The sequence below is a fragment of the Uliginosibacterium sp. 31-12 genome (genome assembly GCF_030548425.1).
GTDB lineage: Bacteria > Pseudomonadota > Gammaproteobacteria > Burkholderiales > Rhodocyclaceae > Uliginosibacterium > Uliginosibacterium aquaticum.
The window spans coordinates 363,306-380,187 of sequence record NZ_JAUOOA010000001.1 but is presented as its reverse complement, the minus strand read 5'-3'; the positions used below and the strand labels follow the sequence as shown (position 1 = coordinate 380,187).

The 16,882-nt window shown below is 61.2% G+C and carries 15 protein-coding genes; 4 read left to right on the top strand and 11 right to left on the bottom strand.

Annotation, left to right across the window (positions count from 1 at the left end; translation table 11 throughout):
- Window positions 1-83: 83 nt before the first annotated feature.
- From Q3Y64_RS01725 to Q3Y64_RS01695, 7 genes are all read right to left on the bottom strand, one after another.
- Window positions 84-683 (bottom strand): peroxiredoxin, encoded by a 600-nt coding sequence (locus Q3Y64_RS01725; RefSeq protein WP_170021724.1) that lies wholly within the window; start codon window positions 681-683, stop codon window positions 84-86.
- 123 nt (window positions 684-806) lie between these two features.
- A complete protein-coding gene (locus Q3Y64_RS01720; RefSeq protein ID WP_303559724.1) occupies window positions 807-1,118 on the bottom strand; it encodes an acylphosphatase in 312 nt (103 codons plus the stop codon).
- The gene (locus Q3Y64_RS01715) at window positions 1,105-2,742 is read right to left on the bottom strand and encodes a SulP family inorganic anion transporter (RefSeq protein ID WP_303559722.1); all 1,638 of its coding nucleotides are present in this window, start codon (window positions 2,740-2,742) and stop codon (window positions 1,105-1,107) included. Before Q3Y64_RS01715 ends, Q3Y64_RS01720 begins: the two co-directional genes overlap by 14 nt.
- 116 nt (window positions 2,743-2,858) lie before the next feature.
- Entirely contained in the window at window positions 2,859-3,128 is a 270-nt protein-coding gene (locus tag Q3Y64_RS01710; protein WP_303559720.1) for a hypothetical protein, read from the bottom strand.
- Window positions 3,129-3,131: 3 nt separating this feature from the next.
- Window positions 3,132-5,261 carry a methionine--tRNA ligase gene (gene metG, locus Q3Y64_RS01705; protein WP_303559718.1) on the bottom strand — a complete coding sequence of 710 codons (2,130 nt, stop codon included), beginning with the start codon at window positions 5,259-5,261 and terminating at the stop codon, window positions 3,132-3,134.
- An 85-nt stretch (window positions 5,262-5,346) separates the two neighbouring features.
- Complete coding sequence (locus Q3Y64_RS01700; protein ID WP_303559717.1) at window positions 5,347-5,850, bottom strand: DUF1566 domain-containing protein; 504 nt, start codon at window positions 5,848-5,850, stop codon at window positions 5,347-5,349.
- 18 nt (window positions 5,851-5,868) lie between these two features.
- Window positions 5,869-6,285, bottom strand: a complete 417-nt coding sequence (locus tag Q3Y64_RS01695) for a GNAT family acetyltransferase (RefSeq protein WP_303559715.1) — start codon at window positions 6,283-6,285, stop codon at window positions 5,869-5,871.
- Between the two features lie 119 nt (window positions 6,286-6,404).
- On the opposite strand from Q3Y64_RS01695, the gene apbC reads away from it, so the two are divergent.
- From apbC to Q3Y64_RS01675, 4 genes are all read left to right on the top strand, one after another.
- Window positions 6,405-7,496, top strand: a complete 1,092-nt coding sequence (gene apbC, locus Q3Y64_RS01690; RefSeq protein ID WP_303559714.1) for an iron-sulfur cluster carrier protein ApbC — start codon at window positions 6,405-6,407, stop codon at window positions 7,494-7,496.
- Window positions 7,493-7,867 (top strand): cytochrome c family protein, encoded by a 375-nt coding sequence (locus tag Q3Y64_RS01685; RefSeq protein ID WP_303559712.1) that lies wholly within the window; start codon window positions 7,493-7,495, stop codon window positions 7,865-7,867. Before apbC ends, Q3Y64_RS01685 begins: the two co-directional genes overlap by 4 nt.
- Before the next feature lie 98 nt (window positions 7,868-7,965).
- Window positions 7,966-8,535, top strand: a complete 570-nt coding sequence (gene dcd, locus Q3Y64_RS01680) for a dCTP deaminase (protein ID WP_101942547.1) — start codon at window positions 7,966-7,968, stop codon at window positions 8,533-8,535.
- A 153-nt stretch (window positions 8,536-8,688) separates the two neighbouring features.
- Complete coding sequence (locus tag Q3Y64_RS01675; RefSeq protein ID WP_101942546.1) at window positions 8,689-10,932, top strand: arginine/lysine/ornithine decarboxylase; 2,244 nt, start codon at window positions 8,689-8,691, stop codon at window positions 10,930-10,932.
- A gap of 69 nt (window positions 10,933-11,001) precedes the next feature.
- Here Q3Y64_RS01675 and Q3Y64_RS01670 read toward each other — a convergent pair whose 3' ends face one another.
- The 4 genes from Q3Y64_RS01670 to Q3Y64_RS01655 are packed head-to-tail and all read right to left on the bottom strand — an operon-like array spanning window position 11,002 to window position 16,860.
- The gene (locus tag Q3Y64_RS01670; RefSeq protein ID WP_303559709.1) at window positions 11,002-13,221 is read right to left on the bottom strand and encodes a glycosyltransferase; all 2,220 of its coding nucleotides are present in this window, start codon (window positions 13,219-13,221) and stop codon (window positions 11,002-11,004) included.
- The gene (locus Q3Y64_RS01665; protein WP_303559708.1) at window positions 13,218-14,345 is read right to left on the bottom strand and encodes a glycosyltransferase family 4 protein; all 1,128 of its coding nucleotides are present in this window, start codon (window positions 14,343-14,345) and stop codon (window positions 13,218-13,220) included. The genes Q3Y64_RS01670 and Q3Y64_RS01665 overlap by 4 nt, the downstream gene beginning before the upstream one ends.
- Window positions 14,342-15,757, bottom strand: coding sequence for a lipopolysaccharide biosynthesis protein (locus tag Q3Y64_RS01660; RefSeq protein ID WP_303559706.1), 1,416 nt, complete (start codon window positions 15,755-15,757; stop codon window positions 14,342-14,344). Before Q3Y64_RS01660 ends, Q3Y64_RS01665 begins: the two co-directional genes overlap by 4 nt.
- Window positions 15,754-16,860 carry a glycosyltransferase gene (locus Q3Y64_RS01655; RefSeq protein ID WP_303559704.1) on the bottom strand — a complete coding sequence of 369 codons (1,107 nt, stop codon included), beginning with the start codon at window positions 16,858-16,860 and terminating at the stop codon, window positions 15,754-15,756. Before Q3Y64_RS01655 ends, Q3Y64_RS01660 begins: the two co-directional genes overlap by 4 nt.
- Window positions 16,861-16,882 lie beyond the last annotated feature (22 nt).

The following is a 16,882-nucleotide window of genomic DNA, read 5'->3' as shown; positions in this document are numbered from 1 at the left end:
TAACGGCACCCTTAGGGGAAGCTTTAGATACAAAAAAGCCCGGGGCTCGCGCCACCGGGCTGGTTTCTGCGAAAGAAGCCGGCTTACAAGGCCTTGGCGTTTTCAGCCAGGTACTTGGCTACGCCTTCCGGCGAAGCGTTCATACCCTTTGAACCCTTCTTCCAGCCTGCCGGGCAGACTTCACCATGTTCTTCGGTGAATTGCAGGGCATCGATCACGCGCAGCAGCTCATCGATATCACGGCCCAGCGGAAGGTTGTTCACGACCTGATGCTGCACCACCCCGCTCTTATCGATCAGGAAAGTGCCACGGAACGCCACGCCGCCTTCGGATTCAACATCGTAGGCCTTGGCGATTTCGTGCTTCACGTCAGCAACCAGAGTGTAACCAACCTGGCCGATGCCGCCCTTGTCGACCGGAGTGTTCTTCCAGGCCAGATGGCTGAACTGGGAGTCGATCGAGACACCGATAACTTCCACATTACGCTTCTTGAATTCCTCCAGACGATGATCGAAGGCGATCAGCTCGGAAGGGCACACAAAGGTGAAGTCCAGCGGGTAGAAGAACAAGGCGACATACTTGCCCTTGTTCACTGCGGACAAGGTGATGTCCTTGATTTCGTTGTTGCCCAGAACGGCAGTCGCAGTGAAATCGGGGGCTTGCTTGGCAACCAGAACGGCCATGATGAGTCCTCTCTCGAAAATGGCTCCGGCATACCTGAGTAAACCGGAGGGGTTTGGGTGTGCGGATTATGGTTGGCACTGCCTTGAAGGTAAACCCCGGATTCGATTGCCCCCGCCTATCGCTCAGATAGTTGGCCTCTGATCGAAGCCCGCAGTGCGCTCTGCCGAGTCTTCCACTTCCAGCGCGTCCACACGGGCATGCGGCGGCCCCAGACTCACATGATGGATCAGCGCCACAACCTGAGGCTGCGCGCCCCAAACCAGCACCTCAACCTGACCACTGCGCAGATTGCGCACCCAGCCTTGCAAACCCAGCTCACGCGCCACACTGCACACGAACCATCGAAAGCCCACCCCCTGCACAGTTCCACTGACCCGCAGGCGGCGCCCCACCACGATCTGATCCGCTCTCAAGGCTGCCTCACTCCCGCTCATTCTGGATCTCGCGTGCCCGCAGCAAGGCCGCTTCGATATCGACACACAGGTTATGCAAGCCCAACTGAGCCGCAAGACCTGAGCGCTGCAGGATGGAGCGGGGCTGCTTGCCCAGACCACACAGCACCAGTGTCGCCCCCTTTTTCTCCAGCGCTTCCTGCAGCCCTTCCAGCCAGTCGACCCCGGAGGTATCAATATTGAGGATTTCACGCAGATTCAGAATCAGCACTTCAACATCAAGGCGCGCGGGATCGAGCTGGGCGTCCAGTTTGGCCACTGCTCCGAAAAACAGCGAACCACGCAAATCAAAAGCCAGCAGGCCAGGACGCAATTGCACGCCAAGTGGCTCAGCTACGGTCAGATCCTGCATTCGATAGATGAAGAACAGGCTCGCCAGCAGCATGCCGATTTCCACCGCAACAGTCAGATCAAAAAGCACCGTCAGCAGAAAAGTGGCCAACAGGGTAATTCGGTAGTTCCACGAAAAATGGCGCAAGCGCGCGAACTCATGCCACTCCCCCATGCGCACGGCAGTCACCACCACAATCGCCGCCAATACAGGAATCGGCACCCAGACAGCCAGAGGCGCAGCCACCAGCACGATGATCAGCAGGGTCAGCGCATGTACGATGCCAGCAACCGGCGTACGGCCACCGGCACGTACATTGGTCGAAGTACGTGCGATCGCGCCCGTAGCAGCGATGCCGCCAAAGAATGGCGAAGCAATGTTGGCCAGCCCTTGGGCCATCAATTCCTGGTTCGGGTCATGCCGATCGCCCACCTGAGAATCGACCACACGCGCAGAGAGCAAAGACTCGATCGCCCCCAGCAAGGCTATCGTGATAGCCGGCGCCAGCAGGCTGCCCAAGCGACTCAGATCGGGCAAAGGGAATGAAATGGCCGGCAAGCCCTGGGGGATACCATTGAAACGGCTGCCAATGGTTTCCACTGGCAATTCCAGCACGACTCCAAGCGCAGTTCCCAGCAATAGCGCTATCAACAAAGCCGGTACGGCTCCAACGCGAGGATAGCGTCGTCCCAGCATTTCCCAACCGGCCTTCAGCGCCACGGTTGCCAAGGCCAGCGCTGCAGCATAAGGATTGACGGTTGGTGCAAGTTCGACCAGCACCCGCATCCGTGCAAAAAACTCAGCCGGCAGCGCTCCGCCCCCCAGACCAAAGAAATCCTTGACCTGCGACAGCGCCAGCACCACCCCGATACCATTGGTAAAACCGATCACGACCGAGATCGGAATGAAACGGATCAGGTTACCCATCCGCGTAAGCCCCATCACTACGAGCAGGATGCCGGCCATGAAAGTCGCGGCCAGCATGTTGCTCACCCCATGGGCGGCGACGATGCCATACAGAATGGGAATGAAGGCACCCGTGGGACCACCGATCTGCACCAGCGAGCCGCCAAAAGCGGAAATGATGAAACCAGCAATGATGGCAGTCCAGATCCCCGCAGACGGGCTGACACCGCTGGCTATCGCAAAGGCCATCGCCAGCGGTAAGGCCAGTACGCCTACCGTAAAACCTGCCGACAGATCACGGGCAAAGCGGTGTTTAGTGTAGCCCTCGATGGCTTCCTGGAGCTTCGGATGGAACCTGTGCAACGACATCACTGCCACGCTCCTCTGCAAATTCAAGCCCAAAACCAGACTGAATAAATTCAACGCCGTCGCAGGTGCAAGACAAAAACCCAGGCCGGCGAGATCCGTCGCAAGGCCACGACCAGTCAGTCACGCAACGGTTTGTCCAGTGCTTGAACCGTCCGGCCAGAAAAACCTTCGCGCAGCAAGTTGGCCGCAGCAACCAGCATCAGTAGACCACCGGCCACCAGCAAAACCGCAGCCTCGATCAGCGTCGTGGGCAGGCGCAGGTACAGTACCTGCCCTGCCGCCAGATATAGCGCGCCGCCAGCAAACAGGACCATGCCCACGAGATCCAGCACCAGCCACAGCAGGAGACGCGGCGTAACGCGAAAACCCCGCGAGGCGCTCTGCATCGCTTACTTCACCCGCATGCCAGGCTGGGCGCCCGAATCCGGCGATAGGATGAAGAGACCGGGCACTTCACCTTTGTCGTCGGATGCTGCCAGCACCATGCCTTCGGACATGCCGAATTTCATCTTGCGCGGCGCGAGATTGGCCACCATCACGGTCAGGCGCCCAACCAGCAAAGCCGGGTCGTAGGCACTCTTGATGCCAGCGAAAACCTGGCGCGGTTTTTCTTCGCCGATATCCAGTTGCAGCTTGAGCAACTTGGCCGCCCCCTCCACATGCTCTGCGGAGACGATCTTGGCAATGCGCAGATCAACTTTGCCAAAGTCATCGATACTGATGAAGGGTTCGAACTCCTCGGCCTGTGCCGTCTCGGTCTGAGCGGTATGTGCCTGATGCTGGGCATGCTTCTGCGCCGGTTCGGACTGCTTCACTTCCGTCACGAGGGTTTCCTTGTTTGCTTCGATCAGCGCATCGATCTGCTTGCGCTCGATGCGGGTCATCAGGTGAGCATAGGTGTTGATGGTGTGACCTGCCGGCAGCGGCGTGGCCAGATCGCTCCATTTGAACACGGTCACGCAGAAGAAGGCTTCGACCTGCGCGGCCAGCGTCGGCAACACCGGCTTGAGCATGATCGTCAGGGCACGGAACTGGTTCAGCGCGGTCGAGCAGGCGCGGTGCAGGCGCTCCAGCTGGGCCGGATCTTTCGCCAGCTCCCAGGGTTTCTCGTCATTCACGTACACATTCGCCACATCGGCCAGACGCATCACTTCACGCAGCGCGCTGGAGTAGTCGCGATCGTTGAAAGCCTTCGTCAGTGCCGCAATCGTTTCTTCAGCAACGAACGGGGCCAGCGCTGCAGCATCGCTCGCCGACAGCTTGCCTTCGAAGCGCTTGCTGATGAAGCCGGCACAACGGCTGGCGATATTCACGAACTTGCCGACCAGATCCGAATTCACCTTGGCCACGAAGTCATCCAGCGAAAGATCCAGATCCTCGATGTTCGAGTTGAGCTTGGCGGCGTAGTAGTAGCGCAGCCATTCCGGATTCAGCTTCTGCTCAAGATAGGAGCGGGCAGTGATGAAGGTGCCGCGGCTCTTGCTCATCTTGGCGCCATCAACGGTCAGGAAACCGTTCACGTTGAGGAAGTTCGGCGTGCGGTAATCGGCGAACTTCAGCATCGCCGGCCAGAACAGAGCGTGGAAGTAGAGGATGTCCTTGCCGATGAAGTGAACCATCTCGGTACCAGCCGCCTCGGCCTTGACCGGATCGATGTAGTCGCTCACATCCAGACCGATGCGGTCTGCATAGTTTTTGAACGAAGCCAGATAACCGATCGGCGCATCCAGCCAGACGTAGAAATACTTGCCCGGCGCGTCCGGAATCTCGAAACCGAAGTACGGCGCATCGCGCGAGATATCCCAATCCGAGAGCTTATTCTCGCCAGCTTCGCCGAGCCATTCGCGCATTTTGTTGGAAGCTTCCGGCGGCATGCGACGGGAGCCATCGGCATTAGTGGCGCGGGTCCATTCACGCAGGAACTCGACCGCCTTCGGGTCCGACAAGCGGAAGAAGAAATGCTCGGAGGAACGCAATTCGGGCGTCGCACCGGACACGGCCGAATACGGATTCTTCAGTTCGGTCGGCGCATAGGCGGCCCCGCAGACCTCGCAGCTGTCGCCGTACTGGTCCTTGGCCGCGCACTTGGGGCACTCGCCCTTGATGAAGCGGTCGGCCAGGAACATGTTCTTGACCGGATCGTAGTATTGCTCGATGGCGCGCGTTTCGATCATGCCGGCGGCGCGCAGCTTTTTGTAAATGTCTTCAGCGTAGGCGCGATTTTCCGGGCTGTGGGTCGAGTGGTAGTTGTCGAAGGCCACACCGAAATCGGTGAAGTCGCGCAGATGTTCGCCGCGCACCCGCTCGACCAGCGCCTCAGGGCTGATGCCCTCCTTCTCGGCCCGCAGCATCACCGGCGCGCCGTGGGTATCGTCGGCACACACGTAATGCACTTCGTTGCCCAGCATGCGCTGGAAGCGTACCCAGATATCGGCCTGAACGTAGCCGACAAGGTGGCCGAGGTGGATATCGCCGTTGGCATACGGCAGGGCGTTGGTAACGAAAATCTTGCGGGTCATGTTGGTCTGATGCACGTAAATTGCAGGGGAAGACCGTAATTGTAGCCCGGGCGCACAGCCGCGCGCCCGGCTTTGTCCCCGCTAACTACTTGATCACGCGCACCAGTCGCAGCGGCAGGCGATCATCCGACTTGGTCATGCCACTGCGCCCGCTCGCAAAATCCACCACCCAGATATCCTGCGGCTGGAAAGGATCGTAATCGGCGGGATGCAGATCACTGTCGGTCCAGAACCATTTTGTCGGAGTTGCCGGAAACATGCTGCTGTCGATAGCCGGTTTGCTGAAACGACGATCGGCCAGATGCCCCAACTGCTGCACCGTCGGAATCCGCCAGGCCTTGGCGCCCGCGCCGGCCTCCACGCGCGCGCGCGAAAGCGCATCGGGATAGGCGAACTCCAGCGCGCTGCCACTGCAGGTCTTGCCATCCCACACCATGCCCTCTACGCAGCGACGCCACACCAGCTTGTAGTGGGTGTCGGTCACTTCCTGACCATCTGCAGAGGCTACGAAACGGTCCGCTGGCGGTGCCGAAGCACAGCCGGCCAGTACAACGAGTCCAACCAAGATCGTCCACAATTTTCCGTGCATGAAATCTCCTCCAGATAGTCAGTCTTGGATCAAGCGTTTGCCCAGGCTCAAAGCCGCATCCTGGCCATAACCGATAGCCGCATAAAAACCTAGAGCCACCTCGTTATCCTGGCGCACCTGCAAGTTGAGCTTTGGGCAGCCACGTGCCGTAAGCAACTCCTCCACCCGTATCATCAGTGCCCGGGCAAAACCCCGCCCCCGCTGCTCCGGCGCCACACCAAGATAATTCACCCAACCTCGATGTCCATCATAGCCAGCCATCACGCTGGCTACGACCATTCCATCCATTTCGCCCACCAGAAACAGTTCCGGCTGCACGGTGAGCTTGCGGACGATATCCAGTCTAGGATCGTTCCACGGCCGTGTGAGACCACAGATCTGCCACAGGGAAATCACGGCAGCTTCGTCAGCAAGATTGAATGGGCGAATATGCATGGTCAGGGTACTTCAGGACTCGTCAGCCCGCACGGTAACCGGCCCCCTTGGATGGATCAAGCGGCCTGCACACATGGTAAACTTGAGTGAAACTCTCAACTATTCTCCCAAAAACCATTATGAGCACCACTGAAGCCAGCCTTCTTGCCACTCTGGGTGAGTTGATCGACCCCAACACAGGCAAGTCTTACGCTGCAGCCAAAGCAATCAAGTCCACCCGACTGAGCGGCGAGCGCGCCGAAATCGTGGTGGAGCTGGGCTACCCGGCGGCCAGTCAGTTTGCTGCCATCGCAGCCCAGCTTGAAACAGTCGCCACCGCCCTGCCCGGCGTCCGCTCAGCGCAAGCCATCATCAGCTCGAAAGTGATCGCCCACAAGGTGCAGGGCAATGTAGCTCTGCTGCCCGGCGTTAAGAACATCATCGCGATTTCCTCAGGCAAGGGTGGCGTAGGCAAGAGCACGACCACCGTCAATCTGGCGTTGGCGCTGGCACAGGAAGGCGCACGCGTCGGCATTCTGGATGCAGACATCTATGGCCCGAGCCAGCCGCAGATGCTGGGCATCGCCGAGGCTCAGCCCGAGTCAGACGATGGCAAAACCATGCGCCCGCTCGAAGCGCATGGCCTGCAAGCCAACTCCATCGGCTTCCTGATTGATCCCGAACAGCCCATGGTGTGGCGAGGCCCGATGGTCACGCAGGCCCTGCGCCAACTGCTCTTCGATACCCGCTGGAATGATCTCGACTATCTCGTGATCGACATGCCGCCCGGCACTGGCGACATCCAGCTGACGCTTGCCCAGACCGTACCGGTGACGGGTGCGGTAATCGTGACCACGCCGCAAGACATCGCACTGCTCGATGCGCGCAAAGGCCTCAAGATGTTCGAGAAGGTCGGCATCCCGATCCTCGGCATCGTCGAAAACATGAGCATCCATGTGTGCTCGAACTGCGGCCACGCCGAACACATCTTTGGCGCCGGCGGCGGCGAGGCCATGTGTGCCGACTACGAAGTACCCTTCCTCGGGGCGCTGCCTTTGGATATCAAGATCCGCAGCCAGACCGATGCAGGCACCCCCACCGTGGCAGCCGAGCCGGAAAGCGCTATTGCCGACGCCTACCGCACGATTGCCCGCAAGGTGGCGGTGAGCATTGCCGAGAAACAGCGCGACATGCGCCTGAAATTCCCCACCATCGTGGTGAACAAGGATTGAACGAGTACCTCGCAAGATGGGCGCTGGCTGCCGGACTGTTGGCGGCCAGCCACTCGGCGCTTGCCGCCAACGCCAGCGAAGGCCGGGCCGTATTTGAAGACCTGTGCGCGGACTGCCACACCGTCACGCCCGGCAAGAACAAACGCGGCCCCAGTCTAGCCGGGGTCCTCGGCAAGGCCGCAGCGGGTCAGCCCAATTACAACTATTCGGAAGCCTTGCGCAATGCCGGCATCGTATGGTCGCCAGAGCGCCTCGCGCGCTTTCTCGCCAACCCGAAGAAAGATCTCCCCGGCACCAAGATGCGGCTTTTGAGCACGCCGGGCCAGGCCGAAATCGCCGAGTTGCTGGCCTGGCTGCAAGAGCAGAAATAGCCCGGGCATCCGGCCTCAGGCCTCCGTCAAGCAAAATCCACCCAATTTCTGCGATAAACCTTAGAATTCGCGCTCTTAATCCAGCCGGACGAAGCATCGTGAGCATCAAGTCAGACAAGTGGATCCGCCGCATGGCCGAGCAACACGGCATGATCGAGCCCTTCGAGCCGCAGCTGGTGCGCGAAGCCAACGGGGAGAAAATCGTCTCCTATGGCGCATCGAGCTACGGTTACGACATTCGCTGCGCTGACGAATTCAAGGTCTTCACCAACATCAACTCGACCATCGTTGATCCGAAAAACTTCGATCTGAATTCCTTCGTGGAAGTTTCCGGCAAGGGTTACTGCGTGATTCCGCCGAACTCCTTCGCGCTGGCACGCACCGTTGAATATTTCCGCATCCCGCGCTCGGTGCTCACCGTGTGTCTGGGCAAGAGCACCTATGCCCGCTGCGGCATCATCGTGAACGTCACCCCTTTCGAGCCGGAATGGGAAGGCTACGTGACGCTTGAGTTCTCCAACACCACGCCGCTGCCCGCCAAGATTTACGCGGGTGAAGGCTGCGCCCAGGTGCTGTTCTTCGAATCCGACGAGATCTGCGAAACCTCGTACAAGGATCGTGGCGGCAAGTACCAGGGACAGGTCGGTGTGACCTTGCCGAAAATCTGACGCCTATCGACCAGCGCCGACTACACGCTCACGGGGCCGCAAGCTGATGCTTGGCGGCCCCTTGTACTTGCCAAACCCATTCCGTAACCCTGCTGCCCTAACATGAAGGCAGCGGCTGCTCCTTCAGCAGCCACCAGCCAGACAGGAAATGCCATGCGCTTCCACTTCCCGATCATCATCATCGACGAGGACTTCCGCTCGGAAAACACCTCGGGTTTCGGCATCCGAGCTCTCGCCAAGGCCATCGAGGCCGAGGGCATGGAGGTCGTGGGTGTCACCAGCTATGGTGACCTCTCCTCCTTTGCCCAGCAGCAGAGCCGTGCCTCAGGCTTCATCCTGTCGATCGACGACGAAGAATTCACCTCCGAAGAGGCCGACGAGACCATCGCAGAGTTGCGTGCTTTCGTCGAAGAAATCCGCTTTCGCAACGCCGATATCCCGATCTTCCTGCACGGCGAGACGCGTACCTCGCGCCACATCCCGAACGATGTACTGCGCGAACTGCACGGCTTCATCCACATGTTCGAGGACACACCTGAATTCATCGCGCGCTACGTGCAACGCGAAGCCAAGGCCTATCTCGATTCGCTCGCCCCGCCCTTCTTCCGCGCCCTGACCCATTACGCGGCTGACGGCTCCTATTCCTGGCACTGCCCCGGCCACTCCGGCGGCGTGGCCTTCCTGAAGAGCCCGGTGGGCCAGATGTTCCACCAATTCTTCGGCGAGAACATGCTGCGCGCTGACGTGTGCAATGCAGTGGAGGAACTCGGCCAGCTGCTGGATCACACCGGTCCGGTGGCCGCCTCGGAACGCAATGCCGCACGCATTTTCCACGCTGACCACCTGTTCTTCGTTACCAACGGGACATCGACTTCCAACAAGATCGTCTGGAACTCGACCGTTGCGCCGGGCGACATCGTGGTCGTCGACCGCAACTGCCACAAATCCATCCTCCACTCGATCATCATGACCGGCGCAATTCCGGTATTCCTGATGCCCACGCGCAACCACTACGGCATCATCGGGCCGATCCCGAAGAGCGAGTTCAAGTGGGAAAACATCCAAAAGAAGATCGCCAAGAACCCCTTCGCGCTCGACAAGAATGCCAAGCCGCGCGTGCTCACCATCACCCAGAGCACCTATGACGGCGTGCTGTACAACGTCGAAGAGATCAAGGAAGAACTCGACGGCAAGATCGACACCCTGCACTTCGACGAAGCCTGGCTGCCGCACGCCGCCTTCCATGATTTCTATGGCGACTACCACGCCATCGGCGAAGATCGTCCGCGCTGCAAGGAGTCGATGGTGTTCTCCACCCAGTCGACCCACAAGCTGCTGGCTGGCCTTTCGCAAGCCTCGCAGATCCTGGTGCAGGATTCAGAGAGCCGCAAGCTGGATAAAGACCTCTTCAACGAAGCCTACCTGATGCACACCTCCACCAGCCCGCAGTACTCGATCATCGCCTCCTGCGATGTGGCGGCGGAGATGATGGATGCCCCCGGCGGCCCGGCGCTGGTCGAGGAATCGATCGCCGAAGCCATGGAATTCCGCCGCGCCATGCGCAAGGTGGACGAGGAATGGGGAGCCGACTGGTGGTTCAAGGTGTGGGGCCCGGACTACCTCGCCGAAGAAGGCATGGGCGAGCGCGAAGACTGGATGCTCAAGGCCAATGATCGCTGGCATGGCTTCGGCAATCTGGCCGAAGGCTTCAACATGCTCGACCCGATCAAGGCCACCATCATCACCCCGGGGCTCGATGTGGATGGCGACTTCGCAGAAGCTGGCATCCCCGCCGCCGTACTCACCAAGTATCTGGCCGAGCACGGCATCATCGTCGAGAAGTGCGGCCTCTACAGCTTCTTCATCATGTTCACCATCGGCATCACCAAGGGCCGCTGGAACACGCTAGTGACCGAACTGCAGCAGTTCAAGGATGCCTACGACCAGAACCAGCCGCTGTGGCGCGTGATGCCGGAGTTCATCGCCAAGAATCCGCGCTATGAACGGCATGGCCTGCGTGATCTGTGCCAGCAGATCCATGACGTATACAAGGCGCGCGACGTGGCCCGTCTCACCACCGAAATGTATCTGTCGGACATGGTGCCGGCAATGCGTCCGACTGACGCCTGGTCCATGATGGCGCACCGCGAGATCGAACGCGTCGCCATCGACAAACTGGAAGGCCGCGTCACCGCGATAATGCTGACACCCTACCCGCCGGGCATTCCACTGCTGATTCCGGGTGAAGTCTTCAACAAGACCATCGTCGATTACCTGAAGTTTGTGCGCGAATTCAACGAGCGCTTCCCCGGCTTCGAGAGCGATTGCCACGGGCTCGTGAAGGAGCAGCGCGATGGCCAGATCCACTATTGCGTGGATTGCGTGAAACAGAAATAAACTCGGCCAGTTCAAGAAAACGGGGCGCTGCGGCGCCCCGTTTGCATTTCAAGGAAATCCGTAGCGCTCTTAGAAGCTGCGGTACATCTGCGCATAGCGTGCCGCAACCGCGTCGACTGCAAAACTCTGCTCGATTCGCTGGCGTGCCGCCTGACCGCGCGCCTGCAAAGCGGGCAGGCCCTCTCCAAGCGCCAACTCGATCGCATGCGCAAGCAACTCATCATCACCGGGTTCGATCAACCAGCCGGTATCACCGATCATGCGCCCTGCATCACCCACATTCGTCACCACGCAAGGCAAGCCACAACTCATGGCTTCTGCAACTGCATTCGGAAGCGCCTCCTGAATCGAGCTGAGCACACTCAGATCGCACCCAGCCAGCAAAGCGGGCACATCCTCGCGCGGCCCAAGCAGGAAAACCTTGCCCTGCAAAGCGGCTTGCTCCACCTGTGCTGCGAGCGCCGGATGGTCTGGAGTCACGCCCAGCCCGGCGCATAGAAAGCGGGCCGCCGGCCAGGCCTCCGCCACCAGCGCTGCGGCGCGCAGAAAACCAGCGTGATTCTTGGCCGGATGCAGGCGGCCGATCATGGCGATCAGCAACTCATCATCCTGCACGCCGAGCATTGCCCGGCTCGCAGCGCGCGCGGCAGCGTCTGGCCGGAACAAGGCAGTGTCCAGAGCATTCGGCAGCACCAGGGCGCGCTGCGCATACCCCGCTGCCTCATGCTGCGCCACGGCAGCCTGAGCAACGTACAAGATCTTCGCTGCAAAGCGTGACAGCAGCGCATCGCAGCGGATCACCGCACGTGTCGCCCGGCTTTCAAGTTCCGGGCGTGCCAGCGTCTGATGGATGCCGAGCACCACCGCCGCACGCGGCACAGCAAGGCGCGCAACCTGCGCAGCAAGGTTGCCGTGGTACATCCAGCCCTGAATCACATCCGGCCGGAACGTGCGCACGACATCCCATAAGCGCCACAGCCCCATTGGCGTCGGGCGCGAGGGTGCCATGCCCAATTCAAATACTTCGACGCCCAACGCCCGAAGACTTTGCCCCACCGCTTGCGGCTCACGCAGCGACACCACTGCCACACTCAAGCCCTGCGCCTGCAAACCGGGCAACAGGCGCTCCAGCGCCCGCTCAGCACCGCCGACACCGAGACCACTGGTGACGAACAACACCCGTCGTGGCATCCCAGCGGGCCTAGCCTCTGGCAGCGAATGCTCGCGACCACAGGCAGAAGCGCCTGTGTTCTTTCGCACCTTCAACCAGCTCACCCTGAACCACACCAGATAGGCCAGCGAGCCGGCCAGCAGAACCCCGAGCAATCGCCCCTCCTGCACACCTGCGCGCCAGGCTGCGAAAGTCGTCAGCGCAATCAAAGCTGCTGCGAGCCACAGCAGGCGCACCGCTCCGACTGTCGAAAGGCCCATCTCCAACAACAGGTGGTGAGAGTGGCCACGATCGGCTTGCATGGGATTGCGGCCCTCGGCCGCGCGCCAGAAAGCCACCACGAACAAGTCGATGACCGGCACCGCCACCGGGGCCAGCACCACCGTCAAAGGCACGCGCTGCACCGCAAAGCCCAGCCAGGACAGCGAAAGCTTCAGAATCAGCCAGCACAGCAGCATGCCGATCGCCAGTGCGCCTGCATCCCCCAGGAAGACCTTGGCGCGCGCCTGCCAGGGCCAGCGTGCATTCCACAGCAGAAAACCCAGCATCCCTGCGCACAGGATTGCCGCTACTTGCGCCAGCTCCGGTCGGCCAGCCGCCTGCGCGGCAAGCGCCAGAGCCAGGGAGGCGATGGAGAGACAGCCGCCGGCAAGCCCGTCTAGTCCGTCAATCATGTTGATCGCATTGAGCACCGCCACGATCATCAGCACCGTCAGCGGCTTGGCGGCCCAACCCAGATCCAGGTGACCGGCCAGGAAAGGCAATGGCATCGCGTAGAGTGCGGCCCCGCTGGCATACACCAGCCAGCCCGCCGCCACGATCTGGCACAGGAGCTTGAAACGCGCCGAGAGATTGCGCGCGTCATCTACAAGACCGATCACCAGCATCAGCAACAACGGCCCGGCCACCTCGGTCAGAACGCCCAGCCTCCCCGCCAAAGCACAAGCCAGCACAAAACCGATCAGAACGGCCAGCCCCCCCACTACGGGTATCGGTGCGCCATGCTGCTTGCGCGCGTCTGGCATATCGATCAGGCGCAAACGCGCGGCATGCTGCGCCAGAAAACGGCAGCCCAGCGCCGTCAGCACAAAGGCCGTGAGGATCACGACTAGGCTCATGCGCTCGCCCTCCCGCCTGCACGGGCGTACACCGCCAGGGTCTGGGCGATCACCACCTGATCTGAAAAGTTCGCTTCCACATGCCGACGCGCCGCTTCGCCCATGCGACGGCGTTTCGCCTCGTCCTGCAGCAAATCGAGCAAGGCCTCAGCCAGCCGCTCGCCTTCGGAGGGAGGGACTAGATACCCGGTTTCGTCGTCCACAACTACATCGCGGCAGCCTGGCACATCCGTCGCCACCATGGGCACGCCACAGGCTGCGCCTTCCAGCAAGGCGCGCGGAATGCCTTCGCCCTGCGTGCTGGCCAGCACCACAATGCTCGCAGACTGGTTCAAGGCCAGCACATCGCTGCGCTGGCCCAGAAACTCCACTGCAGCGCTCGCTCGCCAGCTCGTCAGCTCGGCCTCCGTCACACTCTCCGGATTGCCCGGATCCGGAGCCCCCGCCAACAGAAAGCGAACATCCGGCCGCACTTGGCGCACCCGCTGCGCCGCTGCGACAAAATCGGCAATCCCTTTGGAATGCAGCAGGCGGGCCATCATCAACACCGTTGCCTGTTGAGGCACTCGGGGAGCAGGAGCAAAGTGGGCCGTATCTATGCCGTCACCAGCAATCACCTGCACACCACTGTTCGCCAGTACGCCGTAGCTGGCGAGGGTGTCGCGATTGTCCCGATTCTGGAATACCACCTGCGTGCCGCGCAGGGCCAGGCGATAAAGGCCAAGCACCACCGGCCGGATCAAACGCGCTTTGAGCGTATCCGCCAACAGCGCAAAGCCCAGGCCAGTCACCGAATTGACGATGCCCGCTATCCCTGCCTGACGTGCTGCGAAACTGCCATAGATCACGCACTTGATCGTGAAGTGATGAACCAGATCAGGCTTCTCCTCGCGATACAAGCGGGCAATCCGGCGGATCACGGCCAGTTCGGCCAGCGGATTCACGCCACTACGCGAAACAGGCAGCGGCTCCCAGCGAAAACCGAGATCCCGCAAACGCGGGCCGTAATCCCCGGGAGGCGACAGCAGCAAGACCTCATCACCCCGCGCGCGCAGAGCCTTTGCCAGTGAGAGCTTGAAGTTGTAGAGGAACCAGTCCGTATTCGCGAACAGCACAATCTTCATGCCAACCTGCGCCGCCAGCGGCCGCGCACTCCATCGAAATCAGTCATCAACATCGCGCCACCATATACACCCGCCGCCGCCATGATCTTGCTCAGCACGGCCAACCAGCCCGCCGCCGGCCATATCCACAACAGCCCTCCCATCAGGATTGCCGCACACAGAGGAGGCCAGCACAATCCAAAAGGAATACGCGGCCGTAAAACCCCGCGCCCGGCCCACAGACTCACCACAGCCCCGGCACACTGGCCCAGCAGCAAACCCAGTGCAGCGCCAGGCGTACCCATTTCGGGCACCAGCAGCCAGGCCAGCACAAGCCCGCCTCCTGCCGACAATCCGATGCTAGCGGCGTGCCACCACACGCGCTTGGCCAACAGCAGCGGCTGATCAAAGTAGTAGGCCTTCACTCCGGCCATCACCGCCGCGGCGCTCACCAACGCCAGCAGCGCTGGCGGCAGGCTGGCAAACGCCTCTCCGTACAAGAGAGGCAGCACATCCGGCAGAATCATGGCAAAGCCAAGCCCTGCCGGCAGGCTGATGGCCAGACCGAGCGCACCGTAACGCTCATAAAGCCTTTGCACCTCGCTGCCCTCGCCACGCCCCCAGGCCTGTACCAGACGCGGATACCAGGCAGTACACAAACCGCTGAAGATCAGCCCCAGCGTTTGCTGGGCCAGATCCATCACCGCGCTGTAGCGGCCCAGTTCGGCCAGCGGCATCAGGCGCTCCAGCACATAGCGGTCCCCCCACAAAAGCAGGTAACCCAGCAAGGAAGTCAGCAGCAGCGGGCCGCCAAAGGCCAGCAAATCACGTCTCAAGACGGGATTGCCTGAAATGTCGGGTGCGTTCGCGACCGGCCGCCAAACGTCCCCTGCCAGCAAGGCCGCCAACAGAAAAGCCATCGTCATGGCCACCAGCACGGCCTGAGCACCGCCTGCGATCTGCAAGGCGAGCACGCAGAACACGCAAGCCATCAAGGCCTTGCTCACGAACTGCAGCGAGTAACGGGCGCTACGCTGGGCGGCTGCCAGGTACTGGCCGGAAAAATCGAACATGCCCTGCGCGAGCGCCATACAGGCCGCCAGCAACAGCAGCCAGGGCGCAAACGGCGAGTGGCCAAGCACGTCCAGCCCCCACGCCACGCAGACCAGCAATAGCCCCATGCCCAGCATTGTTCGCCGCAGCAGTCGTAACAAGGCCTCGCGTCGATCTGCCTCAGCGTAAAACCGTGCCAGGCTCGCATTGATCGGATTGAACAACACCAACGTCACGGCAGCCGCAGCAGCCAGTGCCAGGGTCAGCTGCCCATACCGCTCGGGCCCCAACCCGCGCACCACCAGCGCCAGGGTCAGCATCGCCAGAGCGCCAGACGTGATACGTGTCGCGATATAGGCAGCCGAAGCGCGCAGACTCATCGCACAACTCCCGGCAGGCTACGCACCAACTCAATCCAGCGCTGTGCGACAAGCGGCGCGGCAAACGTCAATGCGCGCTCGCGCAGGGCTTCGCCAAGCGCTTTCCGCTCAGCTTCCGGTAAGGCCAGCACGCGCGCCATATTCGCCGACAACGCAGGCACATCCTCAACTGGGCTCAACTGAGCGTGAAACGCCGACCCGAGAATCTCGGCCGGACCGTAAGGGCAATCCGTCGACACCACCGGGCAGCCCGCCCCCATGGCTTCCATTAGCACATTGGACCAGCCTTCAAAACGCGAACTCACCACCAGCAAACCCGCGCGACGATAGAAGGGCTGCAAGTCCGCCTGCCACCCCGTGCAATGCACATCCTGCAAACCCTGCCGGACGATCTCTGCCGCCAGCCAGTCCCGATCAGGTCCATCGCCAACAATCAGCAATGGCGGCCGCGAACGTGGCAGCGCAGCGTGAGCGGCCAACAGGATATCCAGCCCCTTGGTATGACGATCCAGGCGACCGGCAAAGAGCGTAAATCCCGTGTCAAAGCTATCCGCCATCGCACTGTGTGCCAGCACATATTCAGGCGCTGTTACGGCCAGCGGATTGGGAATGCTGTGCAAACGCTCAAGCGGCAGTCGCATGCTGCGCGCCATCTCGACTTTGACGCCTTGCGACACGCCAACCACCGCAGCCGGCCACCGATAGCAGCAAGCCATCAACACGCGGCGCGCGCGCCCCAACCACAGAGGATTGTGATGCATGCTCACGATCAGGCGCTGGCACCAACCCCCTTGCAAGGCAGCCAGCGTACAGGCCAATCCGGCCTCATCCATGAACGCCAGCACCGCATCCGGCTGCCAGCCGCGTTCGATCTCGGCGATCGCCTGCACGCGCAGCCGAAAGGCTCGCAACTTCGCCAGCAAGCCGTTCTGAGCCGGAAGCCGCAGGTCCTCGATCGGAACCCCGAAATCGAAACGTTCAGCCCCCACATGCCAGGCCACGGCCCGCAACTGGTGCACGCGAGACCATTCGCGCGCCAGGATTGCAGCCACCTGCTCTGCGCCACCGCCATGCACAGTCGGGATTACAAGCAGGAGTTTCATGCCGGAAGAGATCCCGGCAAAA